Below are 20,214 nucleotides of genomic sequence, written 5' to 3' on the forward strand. Positions count from 1 at the left end.
GATGACCGACCAGCCGTACGACCATCAGGGCTATGAGGGGTACGAGGGCTACGAGGGTTACGACCCGTACGCCCAGCAGCAGCCCCAGCAGGCTCATCAGCCCCAGCACGCTCAGCAGCAGGCCTGGCCGGGGCAGCAGCAGGGGTACGAGGACCCGCAGGCCCACCTCCAGCACACGCAGCAGTGGCAGGGCCAGACCTGGGAGACGAGCGTCCAGGCGCCGGTCACCCCGGCCGACCCGGCCCCGACCGCCTATCTGCCCCCGCAGACCGGCGAGGCGCCGATCCACGGCAGCCCGCAGCCCGCCTACGGCAACGCTCCCGGGTACGACGAGGCCTCCGGGTACGGAAACACCTCCGGGTACGACGAGGCCTCCGGGTACGACGAGGCCTCCGGGTACGGCAACGGCCCGGCGTACGGCGGCGGCCCCGCGGCGGGCACGCCCCTGCCGCCGGAGAACCACGGACAGCCGCAGAACCACGGACAGCCGCAGAGCCACGCCCAGCCGCAGAGCCACGCCCAGCCGCAGCATCACGCGCAGCCGCACGGCCACTCCCCGGCGCAGAACCACGCCCAGGCGGGGAACTGGCAGACCGCGGCACCGCAGCAGGCCTCCCCTCCGTCCTCGGCGCCCGCCGCCCCCCTTGCTTCCGTCCCCGTGCCGGAACCCGCGACCGGAGATACCGGCATGACCTACGGCCCCGCCACCCTGGCCGGCAACGCCCGTGTCACCGACGCCCAGCGGGCCCGCCTGGAAGGACGTTCGCCGATCATCGAGCCGGGGATGCAGCCCGCCGCGCTCACCGCGGTCCTCGGTCTGCTCCTCTCCGGCGCGGCGGCCATCGGCTCGTACGCCCTCCTCGTCCCGCTCGTCGCGCTCCAGGCCGTCACCGCGGCGGGCTGGTTCCGGCTGAACGGCATGTGGCCGGCCCGCCAGGGCATCGCGCTCGCCTTCCTGGGCGCACTGGTGTCGGACGCGGCGCTTCTCGCGGCGGGCCGGGAGAACGCGCCCGCCGCGATCTTCGGCACCCTCGGCGTCTGGGTCCTGCTCTGTCTGGTGCTCCAGCTGCGCTCGCACGCCGACCCCGACGAACGTATGTACGGACTGATGGCGACCGTCGCCTCCTCCGCGCTGGCCGTCCTGGCAACCGGGCATCTCGGCGCCGAGCCGGACGCGGTGACGGTCGGCACGGCCGCGGTGGCGGTGGCCGTCCTGGCCCGGGCGCTGCCGCTGCCCACCCCGGCCTCCGTCGTGGTGGCGCTGCTCGCCGCGGCGGGCGCGGGCATCGCGGTCGGCGGGATGACCGGCCTCGGCGCCAAGGGCGCGCTGCTCGGCGCGGGCGCGGCGGTCTGCGCGCTCGTCGGCCACCGGGTCGCGAGCTACGACTACCCCTCCCGCTTCGTCCACCTCACGGCGGGCGTGGCCCTGCCGCTGGCCGCGGCCGCGCCCGCGGTCTATGTGCTCGGGCGGGCGCTGGCGTAGGGGTAAGGGGTAAAGAGCGGTGATGGTCTGTCACAGGTGATCGACAAATCGCCGGTGCCCCTTCCGTGCGGGTTACCTTGAACCGTTGTCAATGAACCGTTCAGGCCATCCGGGTGGGGGAACTACCGCATGCGTGCGCTTCGAATACTGCTGGTCGTCGTCGTGGTCCTGGGCGGCCTGTTCGTGCTCGCGGACCGCCTGGCCGTGAACTTCGCGGAGGGTGAGGTGGCCGACAAGCTGAAGGCCAACGAGGGCCTCGCCACCACCCCGGACGTGTCCATCAAGGGCTTCCCGTTCCTCACCCAGGTCGTCGGCGGCTCGCTGGACGACGTCGAGGTCGGCATGAAGGACTACGAGGCGGCGACCGGCACGAGCGGTCAGTCGATCCGTATCGAGGACCTCCAGGCGGACATGAAGGGCGTCGAGTTCTCCGGCGACTACAGCTCCGCCACCGCCTCCAGCGCCACCGGCACCGCGTCCATCACCTACGCCGAGCTGCTGAAGACGGCGAAGTCCGAGCCGACGCAGGTCATGCAGGGTGTCACCGCCAACGTGGTCGGCCTCTCCGACGGCGGCAACGGCAAGATCAAGGTCGCCGTCGAGGCCACCGTCCTCGGCACCAAGCTGCCGCAGCCCGTGTACGTCCTCAGCACGGTCACCGTCGAGGGCGACACCGTCCGCGTGCACGCCGACTCGCTGCCCAGCTTCGGCGGGGTCCAGGCCGCCGAGAGCGAGGTGCGCTCGATCACCGACTTCCAGCAGAAGATCGACGACCTGCCCGGCGGGATCAAGCTCGACAAGGTCCAGGCGGGGACGAACGGTGTGGACATCTCGGTGAAGGGTTCGAACGTCAGGCTGGCCGGGTAGGGCTGACCCCCGACGGACCCCCGACGAACCGTGGATCGACCTCTGATGGACGGTGAGTGTCCGACAGGCGAGACACCGCCGTCCGTACCGCAGAGGTGACGACGGACACAAGCGCCCGGAAGCCGTACCGCAACGGCCCGGGCGCTTTTTCTGTCCCATTATCCGGACGATCGCGTCTCACCATTCGGCACGCTGGTGACATGCCCACCTGTCCGTCCCTACGATCGTCGACATGATGCAGCGACAGGCGGATCTCACGAAGCGGCGGGCAGTAGACCTGTGCCGCGTCGCCGCCATGCTCTGTCGCACTTTCTGAGCGGAAGCGCCGCCGGCCTTCCGCGCCTCCCGGCGCCCTCGTTCGAGGGCATCCGTGCGCCGGCCGCCGGCGAGACCCGGCCGCGCACCCTCTTTCTTGCACACCCCCGCCGCAACTGCCCCGGAGGAGAACGAGCATGAGCCGCAGTGACGTCCTGGTCGACGCCGACTGGGTCGAGGCCAACCTCGACAACGCCGACATCGCCATCGTCGAGGTCGACGAGGACACGTCCGCGTACGAGAAGAACCACATCCGGAACGCCATCCGGATCGACTGGACCAAGGACCTCCAGGACCCGGTCCGTCGTGACTTCGTCGACCAGGAGGGCTTCGAGAAGCTCCTGTCGGCCAAGGGCATCGCCAACGACACGCTGGTGATCCTCTACGGCGGCAACAACAACTGGTTCGCGTCCTACGCCTACTGGTACTTCAAGCTCTACGGCCACGACAACGTCAAGCTTCTCGACGGTGGCCGCAAGAAGTGGGAGCTCGACGCCCGCGAGCTGGTCGAAGAGGTGCCCGAGCGCCCCGAGACCTCGTACCAGGCCAAGCCGCAGAACAAGTCCATCCGCGCCTTCCGCGACGACGTCGTGGCGGCCATCGGCTCGCAGAACCTGGTCGACGTCCGGTCGCCCGACGAGTTCAGCGGCAAGCTGCTCGCGCCGGCCCACCTGCCGCAGGAGCAGTCGCAGCGCCCGGGCCACGTCCCGTCCGCCCGCAACATCCCGTGGTCGAAGAACGCCAACGACGACGGCACCTTCAAGTCGGACGACGAGCTCAAGGAGCTCTACGCCGACGAGCAGGTCGACCTGGCCAAGGACACCATCGCGTACTGCCGCATCGGCGAGCGCTCGGCCCTGACCTGGTTCGTGCTGCACGAGCTGCTGGGCGTGGAGAACGTCAAGAACTACGACGGCTCCTGGACCGAGTACGGCTCCCTCGTCGGCGTCCCGATCGAGCTCGGCGCCAACAAGTAACCATCCGAAGACCGACCTGAACGACCTCAGGAGAAGCACATGTGTGGAGCGAAGGCCGGCGGCCCGGACGCCTCGACGATCAAGCCCGGTGAGACCACGATCCAGGGTCAGGTGACCCGGGACGGCGAGCCGGTGACGGGCTACGTCCGTCTGCTGGACTCGACCGGCGAGTTCACCGCGGAGGTCCCGACCTCCGCCACCGGACAGTTCCGCTTCTACGCGGCCGAGGGCACCTGGACCGTTCGCGCCCTCGTTCCCGGCGCCACCGCCGACCGCACGGTCGTCGCCCAGCAGGGCGGCCTCGCGGAGGTCGCGATCGCGGTCTGAACGACACCGTGAACCACTGAAGGGCCGCACCCCGCGGGTTGGACACCGGGGGTGCGGCCCTTCGGCGTGCGCGGACCTACGCTGGAGGTATGTACGCACGGCGGCGGCACGTCTACTTCGCCATGATGGGGACCTGCATCGGTCTCTTCGTCCTGGCGTGGGCGGTCGTGCGCCTCTGGTCGGTCCCGGTGGCCGTGGGCATGTGCGTGGTGGCCATGCTCATCCCGCCGCTCGCCGCGATGGTCGCCAACCGGCGCGGTCCCGAGGACCGCTGGTGGGACGACCCCTCCGGCGACGCGAAGTCCGACGAGTGGTGGGACGAGCTGGACGGCAAGAAACGCCGCCCGTAGGTGCCCGTCGAGGCCTGCCCGGCAGCCTGTCCTGCGGCCCGTTCTAGTAGACGAGCGCCTGGACGCCGTCGGTCATCGCCTCCTGCACGAACACCTGCGCTCCCGCGATCCGTACGCCCTCGATGACGTCCTTCTCCGTGATGTCCCGGCGGGCCGCGCACTGGGTGCACAGGGTGAGGCGCCCACCGGCCAGGATCGAGTCGAGCAGGCCGGGCAGCGGGGCCGCGTGCGGCAGCTCGAACTCGGCGGCCCGGCCCGGCAGCGCGAACCAGGCGGACTCCCCGGTCAGCCACAGCGAGACCTCGACCCCACTGGCCACGGCGACGGCCGCGACCGTGAACGCCTGGGAGCACCGCTCGGGCGCGTCCGCGCCCGCCGTCACCTTGATCACGAGCTTCTTCGCCATGCCTGAATCGTAATCAACTCAACTACAACTGCTTGTGTTGACCATGGGTCTCCTGTGCAGCGCGAGACGGAGTACGCGCTTCACGCTTCTGAGGGGGATGTTGTGGAAGGTCCAGAAAGGGCCGAAGAGGTAGTAGGCGCGGTGGGGTCTGTCGAGGCAGACGGGGCCGCGGACGGCGAGGCGGGCGCGTCCGTTGCGGCTGAGCCGCCCCTGCCGCGCCTCCGCCGTCGTCGCGGCCGTACGACCTTGATGATCGCCGGAGCCGCCGTGCTCGGTGTCGTCGCCGGCGCCTGCGCCGGTTTCCTGGTCCAGGCCGACCGCGAGCCGACCGCGCTGCCGCCGCTCTCCCAGCCCGTGCTCGCGCAGGGCAAGGGCGAGGTCGAGCCGCTGTCGGCGGCGCAGGACCGGCGGGTCAAGACGGACGGCGATCTGCGCAAGCTGCTGATCACCCGTCCCAAGGGGGCCAAGGACGCCGACCTCGCGGTGGACAGCGACGGCTGGGCGGATCTGTCCACGTACGCGCAGGAGTACACGCGACCGGGCGCCACGTTCAACAACCTCGTCGACGACGAGTTCCGCCGCGCGGCCATGGTCTCGTGGCGCGTGGGCGAGTCGTACAACGTCGAGATCGCCCTCGTGCAGTTCCACCAGGAGAGCAAGGCCGCCGCGTCCGAGTGGGCCGAGAGCGGCGGCTACTGGGCCGAGGACGAGGACGACACCCGCAGTTGGCCCATCCCCGGCACGGGGGACGGCAACGGGACGGCGTACGTGCACGACACACCCGAGGAGGAGGCGGGCTACCTCCCGATGTACACGGCCGAGGCCTACGCCTGGCGCGGTGACATCTGCGTGGAGATCCAGGTCTACGACAGCAAGCCGATCTCCAAGGCGAAGATCATGGACCTGGCCCAGCGGCAGGTGGGAAAGCTGTGAGCGAGAACCCGGAATTCAACCCCGAGAATGCCGACGGCCCCGTGCACCCCGACAGCCCCGACAGCCCCGACAGTCCCGTGAACCCCGCGGATCCCGAGGCCATCGGGGGCGGCGGCGCAGAGCCCGGCGTCGTGAAGCCCGCCCGCAGGGTCCTCCGCCCCGGTCGTATCGCCACCGTGGCCGGAGCCGCGCTGCTGGCGTGCGCGCTCGTCGGCGGTGTCGGCTACACCGTGGTGACCGTCCAGGACGCCGACCGCGCCCCCGGCAAGCCGACGTGGAAGTTCGCGCCGCCGGCCCAAGCCGACGAGAAGACCGCGCAGGACGGTACGGCGGGACTGAGCGCCCTGCTCGTGCCCTACGGCACCGACGGCTTCGAGCGCGGTCCCGACCTCGGTGAGTTCGGCGCGGACGCCGAGTTCAGCGGAGCGCAGGCCACCGCCATGCGCAAGGAGTCCATCAAGGACCTGCCCAGCAAGTCGCGCCGGCAGCTGGAGAAGCTGATCGACAAGGAGCGCATCAAGGGCGTGGCGATGCGCAGCTACGTCGTCGGGCGGTCGGACTACAACACCACGGACGCGATCACTTTCGACGTCAACTTGTCGCGGATGGAGAACCGCACCGCCGTGCGTGAGGCGGCGACGTCCGTCAACGGCTTCATCGCCGCCACGGACGTCTTCCGCAAGGGCCCGAAGATCGCGGGCAACAAGGACGCCCAGTGCTTCCTGACGCCCAAGGACAAGGACGAGGAGCTGGGCTTCGCGCTCTGCACCGCCTATGTGGGAGACGTGCTGGTCAGCGTCACCGCGAACGCCCCCGGTGTGCTCGACGCGAAGTTCGTCGCCAAGTTCTTCACCGCACAACTCGACCGCATCGACGACACGGGACAGGCCGTATGACCGACCAACAGCAGACGCCGGCCACCGCCGCGCCGACCGACGAGGCGGCCGCCGAGCCCTCCGTCGGGACGCAGGTCGCCGAGCGGAGCGCCGCCGAGCCGGACACCACGGAAGGGCTCCCGGCCGCAGAAACGCCCGCCGCACCGCAGGACCCCGCCGCACCCCAGGACCCGGCCGCATCCCAGGGCGGCCCCGTCGCTCCGAAGGATCGACGAGTCCTGCGGGCCGTGCTGCGCTGGACCGCCGTCGTCACCGTGTTCGCCGCGCTCGGGGCCGGGACGGCGTACGGGATCACGGGCATGGAGCGCACGGACGTACCCGGTCTCGCCACCGAGTCGGACGGCCGCTGGGCGTACCCGGAGATCACCAGGCCGCCGCTGCCCTCGGGCAGCCCCCGCCCGTTCGACACCAAGAACTGGGCGCAGGCCCACTACGCGGACCTGCGCGCGCTGCTGCTGCCCGCGCCCGAGGGGGCGACGGACGACAAGACGCTGCGCGGCGCCGACGGCTGGCTGCCGACGAAGGACTTCCTGAACGTGTTCGAGTCGAAGGAGGACCGGGACGACGTCGGCCAGCTGCTCATCGACTACGGCCTGCGGCACATCGCGGCCCGTGGCTGGACCACCCCGGACGGCACCGGCACCCGTGTCTACCTGCTCCAGTTCGACACGGGGACGGTGGCCGACGACGTCTACGGCGAGCTCACCACCTACGGCGCCCCTCTGCACGCCGTGCGCGGCGCCGCCGAGGCGGAGTTCGACGACAAGTACCCGACCGCCGCCGACTTCGACAGCATGAGCGTCATGCGGTACTCCTACGACGAGGTGAAGCCGTACGGCGCGGAGCAGTTGCGGCAGGCCTACCTCCGCGCGGGTGACGTCGTCGCCGTCGTCCTCCAGTCCCGTAAGGGCACCGCCGAGGCCGTTCCCTTCCAGCAGACCGTCACCCTGCAGAGCCAGTTGCTGGGCTGACCCCCGAGAGGGAGTACCTCACACGGAGGGCCGGTCCCCGGCCGCGTAAGCTGGGGGCCGGCCCTGTAGTACGTACCCCGAAGCACGCTCATCCGAGGAGCACCCCGTGGAGATCTTCTTCGAAGCCCTGCTGGTCCTGGTCTGCGTCGGCACCCTCGCCTTCGCCGGTCTGACCGTGAAGAAGCTGTACCAGGGCCAGCGCTGACCGACCACGTCCAGGAACTGTCACTCATGATCGAGATTCCGTCCGACCTCCACAAGGACCTCGTCCCCCTCGCTTTCCTGCTGGGCAGCTGGGCGGGCGCGGGCGTGCATGACTTCCCCGGTTCGGAGAAGTGCAACTTCGGACAGGAGGTCACCTTCGGCCACGACGGCCGGGACTTCCTGGAGTACCACTCCCACACCTGGGTCCTGGACGGCGAGGGCAACAAGGTCCGGCCGCTGGAGTCGGAGTCCGGCTTCTGGCGCGTCGACGCCGACCGCAAGGTCGAGGTGACCATGGTCCGCGACGACGGCGTCGTCGAGATCTGGTACGGCGAGCTCGCCGACAAGAAGCCGCAGATCGACCTCGTCACCGACGCGGTGGCCCGCACGGCCGCCTCCGGCCCCTACACCGGCGGCAAGCGCCTGTACGGGTACGTCAAGAGCGACCTCATGTGGGTCGGCGAGAAGCAGACCCCCGAGACCGAGCTGCGCCCCTACATGTCGGCGCACCTGAAGAAGGTCGTCACCCCGGAGGATGTCGAGCGCTGGGCGAAGGCCCTCCCCGACGACATGCCGGACGACGGGATCGCCTTCTTCAAGTAGTTACTAGACTCTTCTGTGTGGTGAGCACTGAAAGCACTGACTGGAAGAGCGACCTGCGGCAGCGCGGTTACCGGCTGACGCCGCAGCGCCAGCTTGTCCTCGAGGCCGTGGACACCCTGGAGCACGCGACCCCCGACGACATCCTCGTGGAAGTGAGGAAGACGGCGTCGGGGGTCAACATTTCCACCGTGTACCGGACCCTGGAGCTCCTGGAGGAGCTCGAGCTGGTCAGCCACGCGCATCTGGGGCACGGGGCGCCGACGTACCACCTGGCGGACCGGCACCATCACCTCCACCTCGTCTGCCGGGACTGCGGCAATGTCATCGAGGCGGACGTACAGGTGGCCGCGGAGTTCCGGGACAAGCTGCGCGAGACCTTCGGCTTCGACACGGACATGAAGCACTTCGCGATCTTCGGGCGGTGCAAGGACTGCACGCTCAAGGGTTCAATTACCAAGTCGTAGGCTTGGGGCCATGAAGAGCCCTCTGCTGTCCCTGCCCGGCGCCGTCCCCGCCGAGGGTGTGGACGAAGGCGTCGCCGGTCACTACGGCGATCTGTTCCGCGAGCAGCGCGCCCTCGCCGACGGTGCCGGTTTCGTCGATCTCTCGCACCGCGGAGTCGTCACCGTCTCCGGCGAGGACCGGCTGAGCTGGCTGCACCTTCTCCTCACCCAGCACGTCACCGACCTCCGCGTCGGTGAGGCCACCGAAGCGCTGATCCTCTCCGCGAACGGCCACATCGAACACGCGCTCTATCTGGTGGACGACGGCCTGACGGTCTGGGCGCACGTCGAACCCGGCACCCAGGAGGCGCTGATCGCCTACCTGGAGTCGATGAAGTTCTTCAACCGGGTAGAGGTCGCCGACCGCACCGCCGACATCGCGGTCGTCCACCTCCCCGCGGGCTCCATCGCCCCCGTCCCGCCGGGTGTCACCGTCCGGGAGACCGCGTACGGCCGCGATCTCTTCCTCCCCCGCGCCGACCTGGAGGCGTACGCCGGGCAGGCCGGTCCGCCGGTCGGGATCCTCGCCCATGAGGCCCTCCGCGTCGAGCACCACCGCCCGCGTCTCGGCTTCGAGACCGACCACCGCACCATCCCGCACGAGCTCGGCTGGATCGGCACCGCCGTGCACCTCCAGAAGGGCTGCTACCGCGGCCAGGAGACGGTGGCCCGGGTGCAGAACCTCGGCAAGCCGCCCCGCCGCCTCGTCTTCCTGCACCTCGACGGCAGCGAGGTCCACCTGCCGGCCGCCGGTACCGAACTCCGCGTCGCCGACGACGCCCCCGACGGGCGCAAGATCGGCTTCATCACCACGGCCGTACGCCACCACGAGCTCGGCCCGGTGGCCCTGGCCCTGGTGAAGCGGAACGTGCCGGTGGACGCTCCGCTGCTGGCCGGAACGACGGCGGCCGCTCAGGAAACGGTCGTGGAACCCTAGGGAACCCCCAGGGACCCCAGGGTTCGCAGGGGACCCTAGATCTCGATCAGCACGGTGAACGGGCCGTCGTTCGTCAGCGACACGCGCATCTGCGCACCGAACCGGCCCGTCGCCACCGTCGCGCCCAGCTCCCGCAGCCGGGCGACGACCTCGTCGACGAGCGGCTCGGCCGTCTCGCCGGGGGCGGCCGCGTTCCAGGTGGGGCGGCGCCCCTTGCGCGCGTCCCCGTACAGCGTGAACTGGCTGATCACCAGCAGCGGGGCGTCGATGTCGCTGCACGACCTCTCCTCGTGCAGCATGCGGACCGACCAGAGTTTGCGGGCGAGCTGGGCCGCCTTCTCCTTCGTGTCCTCATGGGTGACCCCGACCAGGACGCACAGTCCCTCGCCGTTGATCTCCCCGACCGTCTCGCCGTCCACGACGACGCTCGCGCCGTCCACCCTCTGCACCACCGCTCGCATGCGGACCATGATGCCGGGTGCGTCGCGCGGACCCGGGAGTGGCCCATTTTTGATCCTTAAGCCCCCATCTGGGGCCGTTCGGGGGGACTCGGTAACCCAGCGGTCGATCGGGGTGGCACGATGCTTCCCACACGCCGGTCGAGGGGACGGTAGAAGGACATGAGCACACCGAGTACCGGGCGGCCTGCGACACACCGGCCGCCGACACAGCGCAACGACAGCCCCGTGCCGCCCACGGAACAACCCGAGCACGACCTGACCGGGCTGAGCCTGCCCGAACTGCGCACCCTGCGCAGGGACGCCCAGCGCGACGAGGCCGACCTCAGCTATGTACGACGGCTGCTCCAGGGCCGTATCGACATCCTGCGCGCGGAGCTGGCCCGCCGCTCTCCGTCGGGTGCGGCCTCCGTGGTGGAGCGGCTGTCGGAGATCCTCACCGACGCCCCGGCCCGGCACCGCTCCTCGGCCCGCCACGTCACCCTGGGCACGCCGCACAGCGAGGAGTACCGGCGGCTGGCCGCCGACATGCTCGCCGACGTCGAACTCTCCGACCTCGACGCGCGCACCGATCCCGAGCTCCACGACGCGATGGGCTGCCTGGTCCGCTACGAGCAGCAGGTCTCGAGCCGCCGCCAGCGCCTGCAGCGGACGGCGGACGAGTCGGGTGCGGAGATCACGAGGCGTTACCGGGAGGGAGAGGCACAGGTGGAGGACCTGCTGGTGTGACGCCGGCGAGGTGCCACCGGGGCCGGGGCGGCGAAGGCGGGAAAAATCTTCGCACCACCCGCCCGCCCCTGCCTACGGTGATCCCATGACCCGCCGAGCCATCCAGCAGCCGATCGACGTCCGCGCAGTCACCGACGCGGAGCTTCCCGACTGGACCCGTGCCGTGAACACGGGCTTTCTCCGCCCGCCCACCGTCCCCGACCAGATGCTCGCCGACCGTCGGATCGCGTTCGCGGACTCCCGTGTCTCCGGCGCCTTCGACGCGGGCCGGTGCGTGGCGACCTTCCGCTCGTTCGACCAGGAGCTCACGGCGGTCGGCGGCGCACCCGTCCCCGCCGACGCCATCTCCAACGTCACCGTCGCGCCCACCCACCGCCGCCGCGGAATCCTCACCCGTCTGATGGCCGACGACCTGACGGCGGCGAAGGACCGCGGGGACGTCGTGGCCACCCTGATAGCCGCCGAGTACCGGATCTACGGCCGGTACGGCTTCGGTCCGGCGACCACGATGACCGAGTGGTCGATCGACGTGCCGCGCGCCGGCCTCGACCCCAACTGGTCGGGCCCGCGGGACGGCGGCCGGATCGACTTCGCCGACCCCGAGGAGATCCGCCGGATCGGTCCCGAGCTGCACGAGCGGCTGCGGAGCGCCCAGCCGGGCGCGATCGACCGGGACGAGCACTGGTGGGCGGCGCGCACCGGACAGCTGTGGCTGTTCGGCGGTGCGTGGGTCGAGCCGTTCTTCGTGGTCTACCGCTCGGCGGACGGCGTGGTGGAGGGCATGGCCTCCTACCGGGCGGACGACGAGTGGAGCGACGCCAAGCAGCCGCTGAACACGGCGACGGTGAACTGGCTGAGCGCGGTGACCCCGGCCGCGGAGCGTGCCCTGTGGCACTACCTCTGTTCCATCGACTGGATCACCCGGGTGAAGACGGGCTGGCGCTCACCGGACGACCTGCTCCCGCTCCATCTGCCGGACCCGCGCGCGGCGCGCATCACCACGCAGGCGGACTGGCTGTGGGTGCGGATCCTGGACGTCGTACGGGCCCTGGAGGCGCGGACGTACGACGCGTCGGGCGCGTTGGTCCTCGAGGTCGTCGACCGGTCGGGCCTGGCCGGAGGCCGCTTCCTGCTGGACGCGACCCCCGACGGCGCCTCCTGTACGCCGACCACCCGCGGCGCCGACCTCACCCTGGACGTGGCCGAGCTGGCGACGCTGTGGCTGGGCGACGAGTCCGCGGGGCGGCTGGCGACGCTGGGCCGGCTCCGGGAAGAACGAGCGGGCGCCGCCCGAGGGGCCGACGCCCTGCTGCGTACGTCCGGGCGCCCTTGGTGCCCGGACATGTTCTGACGGCTCCTTTCCGCGTGGCTGTCCGTCTGTGCGTCTGTACTTCCTGTGCTTCCGTGCGTCTGGCTGTGTGTCCGTGATTCTTTGATGCGGGTATCCGTAGCTGTTCAGTTGTGGCTGTGCGAACGATCTGAAGTTGTGGCTGTGCGGGCGATGTTCAGTTGTGGCTGTACGTCGGTGTCGACTGCTCGGGCTCCCGGCTCCCCTCCGGAAGGAAGCCCGACCGCCAACCGTCTGAAAGTTTGACCATGTCGTTGAAGTTGGCTGCCAACTTCACTGTAACTATGTCCGCTTGGAAGCGTCCTATAACCATCTATCTTTGAACTGCCCAAAGATGGCGGGAAGTTGTAGTGTGCGGACGTGGAGCCGGAACATGCCTCCGTCAATGGGCGGAGGGGGGCGGTGCGGCCGCAACGGTCACACCGCGAGGTGGCCGACGAGCTGCGCACCCGGATCAGAACCGGAGTGCTGCGGCCGGGTCAGCGCATGCCGACGCAGGCCAAGCTGGCGGACGAGTTCGGCGTAGAGCGGGGTGCCGTGCGCCAGGCGCTGCGCATTCTTCAGTCCGAGCAGCTCCTCATCAACGTCTCCAAGGGAAGCCCGGCGACGGTCGCCGCGCGGCCGGGGGCGGCCGGCCCCCCGACGGGCCCCGCGGCGGCGCCGCAGCCCTCGATGGTGGCGCTCCCGCCGAGGATCACCGAGGCCTTCGCCGCCGAGCACGTGGAGGTCGACGCCCTGTGCCTGACGGCGGTCTCGTTGACGGCCGCGATCGGTGAACCCCTGCGGCGGATCCACGCGGGGCAACTGAAACCGGCCAAGATCGACGTCCGTGTCCTGTTGCCGTCCCGGAACATCGAACTCGCCTTTCCGGCGCCGGTGGACATCGCGGAGACCGGGCGGCTCCAGCGCCGTTGGCTGGCCCATCGCAACGCCCAGGGCCAGGTGTTGCGGCACAACCTGCTCACCCTGCGCTCCACGCACGGCATCGACGTGCACGTCACCTTCCGCGCACTGCCCTTCACCCCGCCCGTCAAGCTGTATCTCCTCAACGGGACGGAAGCGCTGTTCGCCTACTACACGGTCAAGCGGCGCGAGCAGACGATCGACCAGGAGCACCTGGAGATGTACGACGCCGAAGGCACGCGGTCGGTGCTGTTCGCCTTCGAGCAGGGCGCCGGACCGCGTGACACGACGTTCGTGGAACAGTCCCACCTGTGGTTCGACGCACTGTGGGGGACGATCAGCTCGGAGCTGGTGCTCACGAGCTGACGGCGGGTCCGGTGGCGAGGAGGGCGAGGATCACGGCGCCGGCCGAGCTGATGACGGGGCTCTTGGCCTTGATGCCGACGCTGAGCAGGAGCAGGCCGAGGGCGCCGGCGGTGCCGTACTTCCACTGGATGGTCTGCTCGACACCGACGACGAAGGCGGCGCAGAGGAGGACGAGGACAGGCATGGTGGTTCCCCCCTTCCGAGACTGGAGTGGGAGGCAAACCTTCCGCCAACTCACTCAAGTTGGTTGCCAACTATGACTATGTTGTCCCCACTTGGTGGCAGTTGATAAACAACTTTCAAGCAACTCCCGCCAGATGGATCTAAGTTGTAGCGTTTGGTCGTGACCCAGGAGAACGTGGCAGTGAACGGCAGCAGGCTCTCACCGCGTGAGATCGCCGATGTCCTGCGCGAACGCATCCGCGTCGGGGATCTCAGGGCCGGCGACCGGCTGCCCACCCAGGCCGAACTGGCCGACGAGTTCGGCGTGGAGCGCGGTACCGTCCGCCAGGCTCTGCGGGTGCTCCAGGACGACGGGCTGCTCACCAACGTGAGCAAGGGCAGTCCGCCGCGGATCGCGGAACCCCCGGCGCCGGACCGCGGCGAGCCGCAGCCCACGATGGTGGGCCTGGCCCCGCGGCTCACCGCGGCCTTCGGGGTCCCGCATGTGCGGATCGACGCGGCCTGTCTCACCGCCGAGAGCCTGATCCCGGCCCTGGGTGAGCCCCTGCGGCTGATCCACGCCGGCAGCATCCGGCCGCAGAAGATCGACGTCCGCATCCTGCTGCCGTCCCGGGACATCAGTCTCGCCTTCCCGGTCTCGGTCGAGGACCGCGGGGACGACGAGGACCCGGTCCACCAGCGATGGCTGTCGATGCGCAACGCGCAGGGCCAGGTGCTGAGTTACAACCTCCGCGCGCTGCGCTCGCACGGTGTGGACGTCAACATCACCTTCCGCGCGCTGCCGTTCACCCCGCCGGTGAAGCTGTACCTCCTCAACGGGCAGGAGGCGCTGATCGCGTACTACATGGTCGCGCGCACCGAGGAGACCACCGACGCCGGCACCCTCGACATGTACGACGTGCGGGGCACCGAGTCCCTCCTCTTCTCCTTCGAGAAGGCCGCCGGTCAGCGCGACGCCGCGTTCGTGGAGGAATCCCAGAAGTGGTTCGACGCCCTCTGGGAAACCATCACGACGGACCTGACACTCTTCTAGTGACCTCTGATACGACGCAGACTGAGCAGGTGGCAGCCGACACCGGGAACAACGACACAGGGAACGAGATCGAGGAGCTGCGGGCGTTGTTCGCCCGCGCGAGGGTCGTCCTGTGGGACTTCGACGGGCCGATCTGCCGGCTCTTCGCCGGCCACTCGGCGGAAGGTGTGGCCGACGGTTTCGTGGCGTGGCTCGAAGGGCGGGGTCTGCGCGGCCTGCTGACGGCGGACGAGCGGAGGTCGCCGGACCCGCACGTCGTGCTGCGCGCGGTGGACCGCCGGCATCCGGGCAGCGACCTGGTCGCGGAGCTGGAGGAGCGCCTCACCCAGGAGGAGCTGAAGGCGACGTCCACGGCGATGCCCACGGCGTGGGCGGACCCCCTGATACGCACACTGGTCGCCCGGAAGCTGCGGCTGGCCGTCACCACGAACAACTCCCCGCAGGCGGCGGCCACCTACCTGGCGGACCGCGGGCTCACCTCCTGCTTCGCGCCGCACATCTACGGCCGCACCCGGGAACTGCGCCACCTCAAGCCCCACCCGCACTGTCTGAACCGCGCCCTGCGCGCCATGGGATCGGCGCCCGGTACCGCCCTGATGATCGGCGACGCCCCCTCCGACTTCCTGGCCGCCCGCGAGGCAGGCGTGCCCTTCCTGGGCTACGCGCGTAACGGGCGCAAGGAGAAGCTGCTCCTGGGCGCGGGCGCCACGACGGTGGTGAACTCGCTGCAAGCGGTGCTGACGGCGGTCAGGGCGCTTTGAGCAGCAGCGCCACTAGCAACCGTCTGCACGACATCACGGACCGGCACACGGAGTCACTGGGCGGGGTGCTGAGGGACCTGAAGACGCAGAACCACGTGTCGACCGTCGATGTCCAGATCAGATACGCGCCACAGACGCCGGCCTTCAAGCTCTGTCTGTTCAACGGTACGGAGGCGCTGCACGGCCCCTACGAGGTGATCGAGCGGCAGATCGAACTGGCAGGCGTGGTTCGACTCCGTCTGGAACCATCTCGCCGAATAGCCGGTCCGGCTGCGTTAGCATGCCTCAACCGCGCGAGCAATCGCTCCCGTCCGTACGTATGAGACGGCGAACAAGCCGGTCTCGAACGATCCGACGTGAGTGCGTGGCAAAACCACCATTCGGCTCAGCTGATCCTCACTCCGGTCGTGCGGCGCGTTTACCGTTTGCCCTACCCTGCCCAGCGCGAGTACCGGAGCGGCCAGTGGTCGACCATCTTGTTTCCCCTCGTCACCTGGGGAAACGGACCACCGAGGACGTGCCCGGAGTGCTGCGGGCCTTCGTCGAGGCCGCCGAATCGACCCGAGAGACCAGCGGCCACCACAATCGTAACCATGTGCTGCCGCTGACGGAGGATGTCGCGCCGCTGGTCGGCCGTGCCGCGGGGACCTCGGTGATAGTGCGCGTCAGGCGATCCGACGCGCTGCCCGTCGTGATCAGGACCTGGCGTGACGAGGCAGCGATCCTCGACGCCGTCCACGGCGCCCTGCCGTACGCACCCGAATGCCTGGTCAAGACGCCGGCCTACTCCGTCCACAGCCATGTGGAGGGAGTACCGCTCTCCACCATCTGCGGAAACGGTAAGCCTGTCGACACCCTGCTGGTGAAGGCGCTGGCCGAGCTGCTGGCCCGGATGACCCAGGTGCGTCGGCAGCTACTGCCGCCGCTGCCTGATTCCTGGCCCGCCAACCACAACGACAGCCAGGCCTTCCTGAAGACCCTGGCCCTGTGCGCGGACGAGCAGATCCGCAAGCCCAACTGGGACGAGTTCGGCGGGCTGTTCAAGGCCCTGGGTGTCTCCGACGACGCTCTGCCGCGCCTGGCCGCGGACGTGCCCGCGATGACCCGCCGGCCGTACAGCCTGCTCCACGCGGACCTGCACCGGGACAACCTGATCGTGACCTACGACGGCGACCCGCCGCTCGTCTGCGTCGACTGGGAACTGGCCACCTACGGCGACCCGCTGCACGACCTCGCCACCCATCTGGTGCGCATGCGGTACCCGGCCCATCAGTGGGACGAGGTGATCGAGGCGTGGGAGGGGGCCATGTGGCGGTTTCGGCCCGGCGCGGTCAAGGGTCTGGCCAAGGACCTGCGTCACTACGTCGAATTCGAGTGGGCGCAGTCCGTCTATCCGGACGTGATGCGGGCCGCGCGGTCGTTGCGGGGGGCATCGACCCAGAAGAGGTTGGACGAGGCCACAGCGGAGGTGCGCCGGGCCCTGGAGACCGCTGCCGGGCCCCTGCGGCTCACGGACGTGCCGGCCAACGACGAGATCGCCCGGGCACTCTTCCGCTGGCTGGCCTCGCGCGGGGACGGAGGCGTCGGCGGCCTGCACTGGGTGGCGAAGGCCTCCGCCTGGGAGCCGGACAGACGCCTGCCCGAGAACCCCCGCTTCCCGCGGTCGGCCGTGCGCGAGGCCCTGCTCGCCGAGGGAGCGGCTCCGGCGGGCCGGGTGTTCAAGGGGACCGCGCACCTCAACTCCGTGGTCTGCGTACCCGGCATGCCGACCCCGGTGGTCGTACGGCGCAGACTGCCCAACGTCTCGCGGCTGGAGCCGAGTCACCTCAGTGAGCACGCCGTCCTGCGGGCGATCCAGGAGTCGCGTGTCCGGGTGGCGGCGCCCGAGGTGCTGGCGCTGGGCGAGAGCTACCCGGACGACGCCTTCAGCATTCACACGTACGTCGGCACTCGCATCGACCAGCCGCCCGGTCACCCGGTGAACGGGCTGCGCCCGCACGAGGCGGACGGGCTCGTCGACCAGCTGTGCGAACTGACGCGAGTGGACGTGGCGTTGGTCGACACGGGGGCCCGTGACGTCGAGTTCTGCGAGTGGCTCAAGGAACAACTGATCGGGCTCGTGAGGGACCTGCCGAAGGAGTCGCTGCAACTGGCCCGCACGCTCGGGCTGCCCGACGAACGGCGGCTGCGGGAGATCCTGTCCCGGCACCGGGTGAGCCTGCGGGCCCCCGCCCTGCTGCACGGCGACCTCAACCCGTGGAACCTGGTGCGCCGCGACGACGACCGGGCGCTGACCATCATCGACTGGGAGATGGCCCTCGTCGGCGACCCGCTCTACGACCTGGTCCGGCACCTGCACCTGACGCCGACACGGCCGGAGATCCGGGCCCGTATGTTCCGGCGGTGGGAGGAGAAGCTGCCGGAGAGGTACACGAGGGACTGGCAGAAGGACTGGACGGCCTACCGCCGGATCGAGACCGTCCGCTCCGCGTACATCGACCTCGTCCGCCTGACCACCGGGGCCGGCCTGGACGCCCCCAACGTCCGCCGGGCCGTGGACTCCTACGCCGACACGCTGGCCGCGGCCATCGCTGCCCTCGGCCTCCCGACCCCCCGAACGACCAACCCCTACCTCGAGCTGGCCCTGGCACGCGGAAGGCCCTGACCCCGGCGCCCGCCCGCGGGCGCCGGTTCACACCCCGGACCTCACGCGTCGAGCACGACCTTCCCGACCAGTTCCCGCCCCTCGATCGCCGCGTGCGCCGCGGCGGCCTCCGCCAGCGGGAAGCGGGCGCCGATCACCGGCCGCAGCCGCCCCGCGGCCGTCTCCGCCAGGACGTGCGCGGTCAGGCGGCGCGCCTCTGCCTCGCCGAACTGCAGGTCCCCGATCCCGAACAGGGTGACGCCCCGCCGCTCCGCCTCCGCCGCGTCCACGGCCGCGAAGCCGCCCGAGGGTGCCCCGTGCGCGGAGAAACGCCCACCGTCGGCGGTCAACGGGAAGGACGCGAGGCCGAGTTCACCGCCGACGCCGTCCAGCACGACATCGGCGGCGGCTTCGGCGGGGGCCTCGGAGCCTGCTTCGGAGGCGGCTTCGGTATCGGCTTCGGCGGTGGTCTCGGTGGCCGCCTCGGCGGCACGGGTGGGCTCCGGCCGCCCCAGGGCCTGCCGCGCCCGCTCCACCCAGTCCCGCTCCGACACGTCCACCACCGCGTCCGCCCCCAGCTCCCGCACCAGCGCCGACTTCCGTGCCCCCCGTGCCGCGGCCACCACCCGGGCGCCCCGGGCGCGGGCCAGCTGGATCAGCAGGGTGCCCATGCCGCCCGAGGCGCCGAGGATCAGGACGCGGTCACCGGGGCCCACGGCGGTGTGTTCCAGCAGACCGGCGGCCGTCACTCCGTCGTGCACGAGTGCCGCGGCCGTGCGCAGGTCCACGCCGTCCGGGACGGGGGTCGGCGCGGTGACCGGAGCCGTCACGCGCTCGGCGTAGCTGCCGGTCACGAAGGACGTCACGCGGCGGCCCACCCACCCGGCGTCCACGCCCGCGCCGACCGCGGTGACCGTGCCGGCCACGCCGCCGCCGGGGACGTAGGGCGGCTCGACGGGGAAGTGGGCGCGGAACAGGCCCGCACGGACCTGGGTCTCCACGTAGATCGTGTCGGCGTGGGCGACCTCGATCAGGACCTCGCCGGGGCCCGGGACCGGGTCCGGCAGCTCCACCGTGGCCAGGACCTCCGGTCCGCCGAACGCCTTCACCTGTGCTGCTCGCATGACATACCTCCACTGCGGTGCCGTTGAATGCGCGTGCATGGAGTCTTCGACCTCAACCCCGGTTGAGGTCAAGGGGGGTCGAGGTCGGGAGGGGGCGACGAGGTCGGGAGGGGTGAGGTCGATCGGGGGCGAGGTCGATCGGGGTGGGGTGGCGATCCCCCGTAGGCTCGGTCCATGAGCGAGACCGGGCTGCGCGAGCGCAAGCGGCAGCGGATGTACCAGGTGGTGTCGGACATCGCCGTCCGGCTCTTCGTCGAGCGCGGTTTCGACGCGGTGTCCGTCGCCGAGGTCGCCGCGGCGGCCGAGATCTCCAAGCCGACCCTGTTCCGGTACTTCCCGGCCAAGGAGGACCTGGTCCTGCACCGGATCGCCGACCACGAGCAGGAGTCGGCCCGGGTGGTCACGGCGGCGCGGGCCGAGGGGGTCGCACCGCTGCCCGCCCTGCGCCGGCACTTCCTCGCCGGGCTGGCCGCCGCCGACCCCGTCACCGGCCTCAACGACCACCCGAACGTGCGCGCCTTCCACGCCATGCTCTACGGCACGCCCTCCCTGGTCGCCCGTCTGTACGGCTACCTGGAGCGCTCGGAGGCGGCCCTCGCCGACGCCCTGGCGGACGAGCTGCCCGACCCCCTCGACGCGCGGCTGGCCGCCGGGCAGATCGTCGCCGTCCGGCGGATCCTCGCCGAGGAGAACTGGCGGCGGATCGCGGAGGGGGAGCGGGTGGAGGACGTGCGGGCGGACGCGGAGGCGGCGGCGGATCGGGCGTTCGCGGTGCTGGGGGCGGGTCTGCCGCAGCTCGGCCGACCGGTACCCGGGCTCGTACCCGGATTGGTACCAGGACCGGTACCGGGACCTCCCGCAGACTGATACTAAGTAAAAAATGTGACTCGGTT

24 protein-coding genes are annotated in these 20,214 nt (G+C 70.5%); 20 read left to right on the forward strand and 4 right to left on the reverse strand.

What is annotated here, in order from left to right:
* Position 1 precedes the first annotated feature (1 nt).
* From ACFVYS_RS30515 to ACFVYS_RS30540, 6 genes are all read left to right on the forward strand, one after another.
* Positions 2 to 1,483, forward strand: a complete 1,482-nt coding sequence (locus ACFVYS_RS30515; protein ID WP_389507226.1) for a hypothetical protein — start codon at positions 2 to 4, stop codon at positions 1,481 to 1,483.
* 129 nt (positions 1,484 to 1,612) lie between these two features.
* Positions 1,613 to 2,350: a DUF2993 domain-containing protein gene (locus ACFVYS_RS30520; protein ID WP_389507228.1), complete on the forward strand. Its 738-nt coding sequence runs from the start codon at positions 1,613 to 1,615 to the stop codon at positions 2,348 to 2,350.
* 235 nt (positions 2,351 to 2,585) lie between these two features.
* Positions 2,586 to 2,666 carry a putative leader peptide gene (locus tag ACFVYS_RS30525; RefSeq protein WP_351007875.1) on the forward strand — a complete coding sequence of 27 codons (81 nt, stop codon included), beginning with the start codon at positions 2,586 to 2,588 and terminating at the stop codon, positions 2,664 to 2,666.
* A gap of 136 nt (positions 2,667 to 2,802) precedes the next feature.
* Complete coding sequence (locus ACFVYS_RS30530; RefSeq protein WP_020130363.1) at positions 2,803 to 3,642, forward strand: sulfurtransferase; 840 nt, start codon at positions 2,803 to 2,805, stop codon at positions 3,640 to 3,642.
* A 39-nt stretch (positions 3,643 to 3,681) separates the two neighbouring features.
* Positions 3,682 to 3,969, forward strand: coding sequence for a DUF1416 domain-containing protein (locus ACFVYS_RS30535; RefSeq protein ID WP_010351646.1), 288 nt, complete (start codon positions 3,682 to 3,684; stop codon positions 3,967 to 3,969).
* A gap of 89 nt (positions 3,970 to 4,058) precedes the next feature.
* Complete coding sequence (locus ACFVYS_RS30540; protein WP_389507230.1) at positions 4,059 to 4,319, forward strand: DUF3099 domain-containing protein; 261 nt, start codon at positions 4,059 to 4,061, stop codon at positions 4,317 to 4,319.
* Positions 4,320 to 4,362: 43 nt separating this feature from the next.
* On the opposite strand, the gene ACFVYS_RS30545 is transcribed toward ACFVYS_RS30540, so the two are convergent.
* A complete protein-coding gene (locus ACFVYS_RS30545) occupies positions 4,363 to 4,725 on the reverse strand; it encodes a DsrE family protein (protein ID WP_389507232.1) in 363 nt (120 codons plus the stop codon).
* Positions 4,726 to 4,866: 141 nt separating this feature from the next.
* On the opposite strand from ACFVYS_RS30545, the gene ACFVYS_RS30550 reads away from it, so the two are divergent.
* From ACFVYS_RS30550 to ACFVYS_RS30575, 6 genes are all read left to right on the forward strand, one after another.
* Positions 4,867 to 5,658: a hypothetical protein gene (locus ACFVYS_RS30550; protein WP_389507234.1), complete on the forward strand. Its 792-nt coding sequence runs from the start codon at positions 4,867 to 4,869 to the stop codon at positions 5,656 to 5,658.
* Complete coding sequence (locus ACFVYS_RS30555) at positions 5,655 to 6,554, forward strand: hypothetical protein (protein WP_389507235.1); 900 nt, start codon at positions 5,655 to 5,657, stop codon at positions 6,552 to 6,554. The genes ACFVYS_RS30550 and ACFVYS_RS30555 overlap by 4 nt, the downstream gene beginning before the upstream one ends.
* Positions 6,551 to 7,525 carry a hypothetical protein gene (locus ACFVYS_RS30560; protein ID WP_389507237.1) on the forward strand — a complete coding sequence of 325 codons (975 nt, stop codon included), beginning with the start codon at positions 6,551 to 6,553 and terminating at the stop codon, positions 7,523 to 7,525. Before ACFVYS_RS30555 ends, ACFVYS_RS30560 begins: the two co-directional genes overlap by 4 nt.
* 231 nt (positions 7,526 to 7,756) lie before the next feature.
* Entirely contained in the window at positions 7,757 to 8,332 is a 576-nt protein-coding gene (locus ACFVYS_RS30565; protein ID WP_020130355.1) for an FABP family protein, read from the forward strand.
* A gap of 17 nt (positions 8,333 to 8,349) precedes the next feature.
* Complete coding sequence (locus tag ACFVYS_RS30570) at positions 8,350 to 8,796, forward strand: Fur family transcriptional regulator (RefSeq protein WP_389507239.1); 447 nt, start codon at positions 8,350 to 8,352, stop codon at positions 8,794 to 8,796.
* Between the two features lie 10 nt (positions 8,797 to 8,806).
* On the forward strand, positions 8,807 to 9,772 hold the full coding sequence (locus tag ACFVYS_RS30575) for a YgfZ/GcvT domain-containing protein (protein ID WP_389507241.1): 966 nt from the start codon (positions 8,807 to 8,809) through the stop codon (positions 9,770 to 9,772).
* Positions 9,773 to 9,807: 35 nt separating this feature from the next.
* Here ACFVYS_RS30575 and dtd read toward each other — a convergent pair whose 3' ends face one another.
* Positions 9,808 to 10,233, reverse strand: coding sequence for a D-aminoacyl-tRNA deacylase (dtd, locus tag ACFVYS_RS30580; RefSeq protein ID WP_389507243.1), 426 nt, complete (start codon positions 10,231 to 10,233; stop codon positions 9,808 to 9,810).
* Positions 10,234 to 10,392: 159 nt separating this feature from the next.
* On the opposite strand from dtd, the gene ACFVYS_RS30585 reads away from it, so the two are divergent.
* From ACFVYS_RS30585 to ACFVYS_RS30595, 3 genes are all read left to right on the forward strand, one after another.
* On the forward strand, positions 10,393 to 10,959 hold the full coding sequence (locus ACFVYS_RS30585; RefSeq protein ID WP_389507245.1) for an aerial mycelium formation protein: 567 nt from the start codon (positions 10,393 to 10,395) through the stop codon (positions 10,957 to 10,959).
* Between the two features lie 85 nt (positions 10,960 to 11,044).
* The gene (locus ACFVYS_RS30590) at positions 11,045 to 12,310 is read left to right on the forward strand and encodes a GNAT family N-acetyltransferase (RefSeq protein ID WP_389507247.1); all 1,266 of its coding nucleotides are present in this window, start codon (positions 11,045 to 11,047) and stop codon (positions 12,308 to 12,310) included.
* A 399-nt stretch (positions 12,311 to 12,709) separates the two neighbouring features.
* Positions 12,710 to 13,576 (forward strand): GntR family transcriptional regulator, encoded by an 867-nt coding sequence (locus ACFVYS_RS30595; protein WP_389507248.1) that lies wholly within the window; start codon positions 12,710 to 12,712, stop codon positions 13,574 to 13,576.
* On the opposite strand, the gene ACFVYS_RS30600 is transcribed toward ACFVYS_RS30595, so the two are convergent.
* Complete coding sequence (locus ACFVYS_RS30600; RefSeq protein WP_020130348.1) at positions 13,566 to 13,760, reverse strand: hypothetical protein; 195 nt, start codon at positions 13,758 to 13,760, stop codon at positions 13,566 to 13,568. The two genes, ACFVYS_RS30595 and ACFVYS_RS30600, sit on opposite strands and share 11 nt — an antisense overlap.
* Before the next feature lie 153 nt (positions 13,761 to 13,913).
* On the opposite strand from ACFVYS_RS30600, the gene ACFVYS_RS30605 reads away from it, so the two are divergent.
* From ACFVYS_RS30605 to ACFVYS_RS30620, 4 genes are all read left to right on the forward strand, one after another.
* The gene (locus ACFVYS_RS30605) at positions 13,914 to 14,792 is read left to right on the forward strand and encodes a GntR family transcriptional regulator (RefSeq protein WP_389507250.1); all 879 of its coding nucleotides are present in this window, start codon (positions 13,914 to 13,916) and stop codon (positions 14,790 to 14,792) included.
* A gap of 29 nt (positions 14,793 to 14,821) precedes the next feature.
* Positions 14,822 to 15,553, forward strand: a complete 732-nt coding sequence (locus tag ACFVYS_RS30610; protein ID WP_389507252.1) for an HAD family hydrolase — start codon at positions 14,822 to 14,824, stop codon at positions 15,551 to 15,553.
* Positions 15,550 to 15,876, forward strand: a complete 327-nt coding sequence (locus tag ACFVYS_RS30615) for a hypothetical protein (RefSeq protein WP_389507253.1) — start codon at positions 15,550 to 15,552, stop codon at positions 15,874 to 15,876. The genes ACFVYS_RS30610 and ACFVYS_RS30615 overlap by 4 nt, the downstream gene beginning before the upstream one ends.
* Before the next feature lie 194 nt (positions 15,877 to 16,070).
* On the forward strand, positions 16,071 to 18,218 hold the full coding sequence (locus tag ACFVYS_RS30620) for a phosphotransferase family protein (RefSeq protein WP_389507254.1): 2,148 nt from the start codon (positions 16,071 to 16,073) through the stop codon (positions 18,216 to 18,218).
* A 41-nt stretch (positions 18,219 to 18,259) separates the two neighbouring features.
* Here ACFVYS_RS30620 and ACFVYS_RS30625 read toward each other — a convergent pair whose 3' ends face one another.
* Positions 18,260 to 19,321 carry a zinc-binding dehydrogenase gene (locus ACFVYS_RS30625; RefSeq protein ID WP_389507255.1) on the reverse strand — a complete coding sequence of 354 codons (1,062 nt, stop codon included), beginning with the start codon at positions 19,319 to 19,321 and terminating at the stop codon, positions 18,260 to 18,262.
* A 174-nt stretch (positions 19,322 to 19,495) separates the two neighbouring features.
* Between ACFVYS_RS30625 and ACFVYS_RS30630 the strand changes: the two genes are divergently transcribed.
* Entirely contained in the window at positions 19,496 to 20,188 is a 693-nt protein-coding gene (locus tag ACFVYS_RS30630) for a TetR family transcriptional regulator (RefSeq protein WP_389507256.1), read from the forward strand.
* The last annotated feature ends 26 nt before the right edge of the window (positions 20,189 to 20,214 follow it).

Source organism: Streptomyces sp. NPDC058295 (assembly GCF_042880655.1).
Lineage (GTDB): Bacteria > Actinomycetota > Actinomycetes > Streptomycetales > Streptomycetaceae > Streptomyces > Streptomyces coriariae.